Genomic DNA, 4,345 nt, shown 5'->3' on the forward strand with positions numbered 1-4,345 from the left:
GGCCATGAAGTTCGAGACGTGCCCCAGCGTCCGGAGCTGGGTGGTGACGGCCTCGACGAGCGCAGGGTGTGCGTGGCCGAGCGCGTTGACCGCGATGCCGGCGTACAGGTCGACGTACTCGCGACCGGCGTCGTCCCAGACGCGGACGCCCTCGCCGCGCTCGAGCTTGAGCCGCGGCGTGCCGAAGGTGTCCATCAGCGCGCCCTCGTAGCGCTCCTGCCAGCTCATTGCTTGACCTCCGGGGTCGTGTGCGCCTTGCGCAGCCTGGTCTCGACGCCGGGCAGCACCTGGGTGCCCACGCCCTCGTCGGTGAAGATCTCGAGCAGCACGGCGTGCGGCTCCCGCCCGTCGACGACGGTGGCGCGGGGCACCCCGCCGCGGACGGCCTGGAGGCACGCGGTCATCTTGGGGACCATGCCGCTCGCCAGCGACGGCAGCATCTCCTCCAGCGACTCCGGGCTGATCTCCTGGATGACGTCGTCGCTGTGCGGCCAGTCGCGGAAGAGGCCCTCGACGTCGGTCAGCACGAGCAGCTTCTCCGCGTCGAGCGCGATCGCCAGGGCCGCGGCGGCGGTGTCGGCATTGACGTTGTGGACCTGACCGTCCTCGTCGGGCGCCACGCTGGAGATGACGGGGATGCGGCCGGCCTCGACGATGTCCTGGACGGCCTCGGGCCGGACCTTGGCCACCTCGCCCACCAGGCCGAGGTCCACCTCCTCGCCGTCCACGACGGTGTTGGTGGCCTTGGCGGTGAACAGTCCGGCGTCCTCGCCGGAGAGACCCACCGCGAGCGGCCCGTGCTGGTTGATGAGGCCGACCAGCTCGCGCTGCACCTGGCCGACCAGCACCATGCGGACGACGTCCATGGCCTCGGGCGTCGTGACGCGGAGGCCGCCTCGGAACTCGGAGGTGATGTCGAGGCGCTTGAGCATCGCGGAGATCTGCGGGCCGCCGCCGTGGACGACGACCGGCTTGAAGCCGGCGAAGCGGAGGAAGGCGACGTCCTCGGCGAAGGCTGCCTTGAGGGTGTCGTCGGTCATCGCGTTGCCGCCGTACTTCACCACGATCGTGCGGCCGTGGTAGCGCTTGAGCCACGGCAGGGCGGCCGCCAGGGTGCGCGCCTTCGCGGGGTCGGGGCGGTTGTGGGAGCTGGTGTCCGGGGTCATGAGCTGTACGCGCTGTTCTCGTGGACGTAGGCGTGGGTGAGGTCGTTGGTCCAGACGGTGGCCCGGGCGTCGCCCGCCTTGAGGTCGATGGTCACGCTGACCTCGCGACCGGTCAGGTCGACTCCTGCCGGGTCCTCGGCCGGCGTCGACTGCCGACAGACCCAGACGCCGTTCATGGCGACATCGAGGTCGGCCGGGTCGAAGGCGGCCTGCGTGGTGCCGATGCTGGCCAGCACGCGGCCCCAGTTGGGGTCGTTGCCGAAGACGGCGGCCTTGAAGAGGTTGGAGCGGGCGACGCTGCGCGCCACCTCCACCGCCTCGTCCTCGGTCGCGGCGTGCAGGGCGGTGATCGCGATCTCGTGGTCGGCGCCCTCCGCGTCCTTCAGCAGCTGCATGGCGAGGTCCGTGCAGGCCTGGGTCAGCGCGTCGGTGAAGTCGGCGGGGGTCGGGGTGATGCCGCTGGCCCCGCTCGCCATCACGGTGACGGTGTCGTTGGTCGACATGCACCCGTCGGAGTCGAGACGGTCGAAGGAGACCCGGGTCGCGGCGCGCAGGGCGGCGTCCAGGTCGGCGGCGGGGACGACGGCGTCGGTGGTGAGCACCACCAGCATCGTCGCGAGCTGGGGGGCCAGCATCCCGGCGCCCTTGGCCATCCCGCCGATCGACCACCCGGCTCCCTCGACCACGACCTGCTTGCTGACCGAGTCGGTGGTCATGATCGCCTCGGCCGCGGCGCCCCCGCCCTCGGTGCTGAGTCCTGCGTGGGCGGCGTCGACCCCCGCGAGCAGGTCGTCGYGGTCGTTGGCGAGACCGATGAGGCCCGTCGAGCAGACGACCACGTCGATCGCCCCGATGCCCAGCCGGTCAGCGACGCGCTCGGCGACCGCGTGCGTGGTCCGGAAGCCGTCGGGTCCGGTGTAGCAGTTGGCGCCGCCGGAGTTGAGGACCACGGCCTTGACGACGCCGTCCTTGACGACCTCCTGGCTCCAGAGGATCGGGTTGGCCTTGCACCGGTTGGCGGTGAAGACCGTCGCGGAGTCGAAGGTCGGTCCGGCGTTGACGACGAGGGCGAGGTCCTTGCCCCCGCTCGACTTGAGGCCGGCCTCGACCCCGGCCGCCGCGAAGCCTGCGGGGTGGGTGGTGCTCACTTCTTCGTCCCCGCGGAGGGCTTGCCCCGACCGCCCCGCTCGCTCCGGGGCCGGTCCCGCCCCTTGTCACGGGCGGGCTTGGCGGGGACCGCGTCGGTCACGGTGTGGCCGACCTGCCGCCACGCCTCGGCCGCCTTGCCGGCGTCGACGAGCCGGACCATCACCCAGTCGGTGTCGAAGGTGGACAGCGTGTAGGCGGGGATCTGGGCCGCGGCCAGCGGGGTGAGCAGTCCGGCGAGGATGCCGATGGCGTCCGGGTCGAGCGGTCCCGCGACCTGGAAGGCCGTGAGCGGCTTGATGCTCGGCGTCTTCGTCGGCACCGACCGGGTGGCACAGACCAGGCTCGTCTCGGTGGCGGTGGCCGTGATCGAGAACAGCGTCGCGGACTCGGCCCACTGCGGGAGCTCGGCGCCGGGTCCGAGGCGCACGATGGCGAGCTTCTCGGGGTACTTCAGCAGCGTGAAGCCGGGCCCGGTCGTCGTCGTCGGCTCCGCGGCGGGCTCCGCCGACTGGTCGTTGGTCTGGTCGCTCATGGTGCGAGTCCGATCGTGGAGAGCCCGGTGGTCTCGTCGAGGCCGAGCGCGAGGTTGAGGCACTGCACGGCTGCGCCGGCGGTGCCCTTGGCGAGGTTGTCGACCACGCCGACCGCGACCACGCGGCGTACGGCGGGATCGACGGAGACCTGCAGGTGGACGGCGTTGGAGCCGAGCACGGACTGGGTCTGCGGCCACTGGCCAGGCGGGAGCACGTGCACGAACGGCTCGTCGGCGTACGCCGCGAGGTACGCGGCGCGCACCTCGTCGGTGTCGGCGTCGTGGGCGAGCGGGGCGGACACGGTGGCCAGGATGCCGCGGGACATCGGGACCAGCAACGGCGTGAAGCTGACGCGCACGTCGCCGTCGTGCAGGCGCCCGAGGTTCTGGGTGATCTCCGGGGTGTGGCGGTGCACCCCGCCGACGCCGTAGGCACTGGCGTTGCCCATCACCTCGCTGCCGAGCAGGTGCGGCTTCGCCGCCTTGCCGGCCCCCGAGGTGCCGCTCGCCGCGACGACGCTGATGTCCGGCTCGACGAGGCCCGCCGCCAGGGCGGGTGCGATGGTCAGGGTGGAGACGGTCGGGTAGCAGCCGGGCACCGCGATGCGCCGGGCGCCACGGAGCTGCTCACGCTGGCCGGGGAGCTCGGGGAGCCCGTAGGGCCACGAGCCGGCGTGGGTGCCTCCGTAGAAGCGCTCCCACACCTCCGGATCGGTGAGACGGAAGTCGGCCCCGCAGTCGATGACGACCACGTCGTCGCCGAGCGCCTCGGCGATCGGCGCGGACTGGCCGTGCGGCAGCCCGAGGACCACCACGTCGTGCCCCGCCAGCGTCTCCGCGGTCGTCTCCTCCAGGACCCGGTCGGCCAGTGGCAGCAGGTGCGGCTGGAGGCTGCCGAGCGTCTCACCGGCGTTGGAGCCGGCGGTGAGGGTGCCGATCCGGGCGCCGGGATGGCCGAGGAGGAGGCGCAGCACCTCACCCCCGGCGTACCCGCTGGCACCGGCGACGGCCACGGAGAAGGTCATGTGCATGACTATACATGTCATTGCATGCCCATGCCTCACTAGGGTCCTCGCCGTGGACATCGCCTTCGCCGAGCACCTCGACCTGCTGGACCTGCACGGACGCGCCGCCGTGGCCAGTCTCGCGCAGCTCGGCCCCACGGACACCCTGCCACCCCGGGACGTCCCGGCGTACGCCGCGACCCAGGAGCACTGGGCGACCCTGGAGATCTGGGCCTGGTCGCTCGAGCACCCCGGTCGGCACTGGAGCGAGCGGGTGGGGCCGACCCCGCCCTCCGACCACGCCGGGGTCGTCGCGAGGATCGCGTCCGAGATCACCCGGCTGGAGGAGCTGCTCCTCGCGGYCGGTCCCGACGCGGGACTCGACTTCTTCGGGCGCCCGGGGACCAGCGCCGAGGTGGCCCGGCTGCTGGCCCACGAGGCGATCGGCGTCGCGCACGCGGCCAGCTTCGCCGCCGGGCGAGCCGCTCCCGCGC

General features: G+C 72.7%; 6 protein-coding genes. 1 reads left to right on the forward strand and 5 read right to left on the reverse strand.

From position 1 onward, the window contains the following. The 5 genes from ACXJKL_RS15545 to argC form a co-directional block, all read right to left on the reverse strand. Positions 1-228, reverse strand: a 228-nt coding sequence (locus ACXJKL_RS15545; RefSeq protein ID WP_457207938.1) for an aminotransferase class III-fold pyridoxal phosphate-dependent enzyme, incomplete at its 3' end; no start/stop codon positions are given. Then, positions 225-1,166, reverse strand: coding sequence for an acetylglutamate kinase (argB, locus tag ACXJKL_RS15550; protein ID WP_457207939.1), 942 nt, complete (start codon positions 1,164-1,166; stop codon positions 225-227). The genes ACXJKL_RS15545 and argB, both read right to left, overlap by 4 nt. After that, the gene (argJ, locus tag ACXJKL_RS15555) at positions 1,163-2,314 is read right to left on the reverse strand and encodes a bifunctional glutamate N-acetyltransferase/amino-acid acetyltransferase ArgJ (RefSeq protein ID WP_457207940.1); all 1,152 of its coding nucleotides are present in this window, start codon (positions 2,312-2,314) and stop codon (positions 1,163-1,165) included. Before argJ ends, argB begins: the two co-directional genes overlap by 4 nt. Continuing rightward, positions 2,311-2,847 carry an ACT domain-containing protein gene (locus ACXJKL_RS15560; protein WP_457207941.1) on the reverse strand — a complete coding sequence of 179 codons (537 nt, stop codon included), beginning with the start codon at positions 2,845-2,847 and terminating at the stop codon, positions 2,311-2,313. Before ACXJKL_RS15560 ends, argJ begins: the two co-directional genes overlap by 4 nt. Beyond that, entirely contained in the window at positions 2,844-3,872 is a 1,029-nt protein-coding gene (argC, locus tag ACXJKL_RS15565) for an N-acetyl-gamma-glutamyl-phosphate reductase (RefSeq protein ID WP_457207942.1), read from the reverse strand. Before argC ends, ACXJKL_RS15560 begins: the two co-directional genes overlap by 4 nt. A 52-nt stretch (positions 3,873-3,924) precedes the next feature. On the opposite strand from argC, the gene ACXJKL_RS15570 reads away from it, so the two are divergent. Next, positions 3,925-4,345, forward strand: a 421-nt coding sequence (locus ACXJKL_RS15570; RefSeq protein WP_457207943.1) for a hypothetical protein, incomplete at its 3' end; no start/stop codon positions are given.

The sequence above is a fragment of the Nocardioides sp. P5_C9_2 genome, assembly GCF_054049555.1.

Bases quoted from the DNA above. Each gene is read 5' to 3' on its own strand.
- argC (WP_457207942.1), bottom strand. From the start codon at position 3,872: ATGACCTTCTCCGTGGCCGTCGCCGGTGCCAGCGGGTACGCCGGGGGT.
- argB (WP_457207939.1), bottom strand. From the start codon at position 1,166: ATGACCCCGGACACCAGCTCCCACAACCGCCCCGACCCCGCGAAGGCG.
- ACXJKL_RS15560 (WP_457207941.1), bottom strand. From the start codon at position 2,847: ATGAGCGACCAGACCAACGACCAGTCGGCGGAGCCCGCCGCGGAGCCG.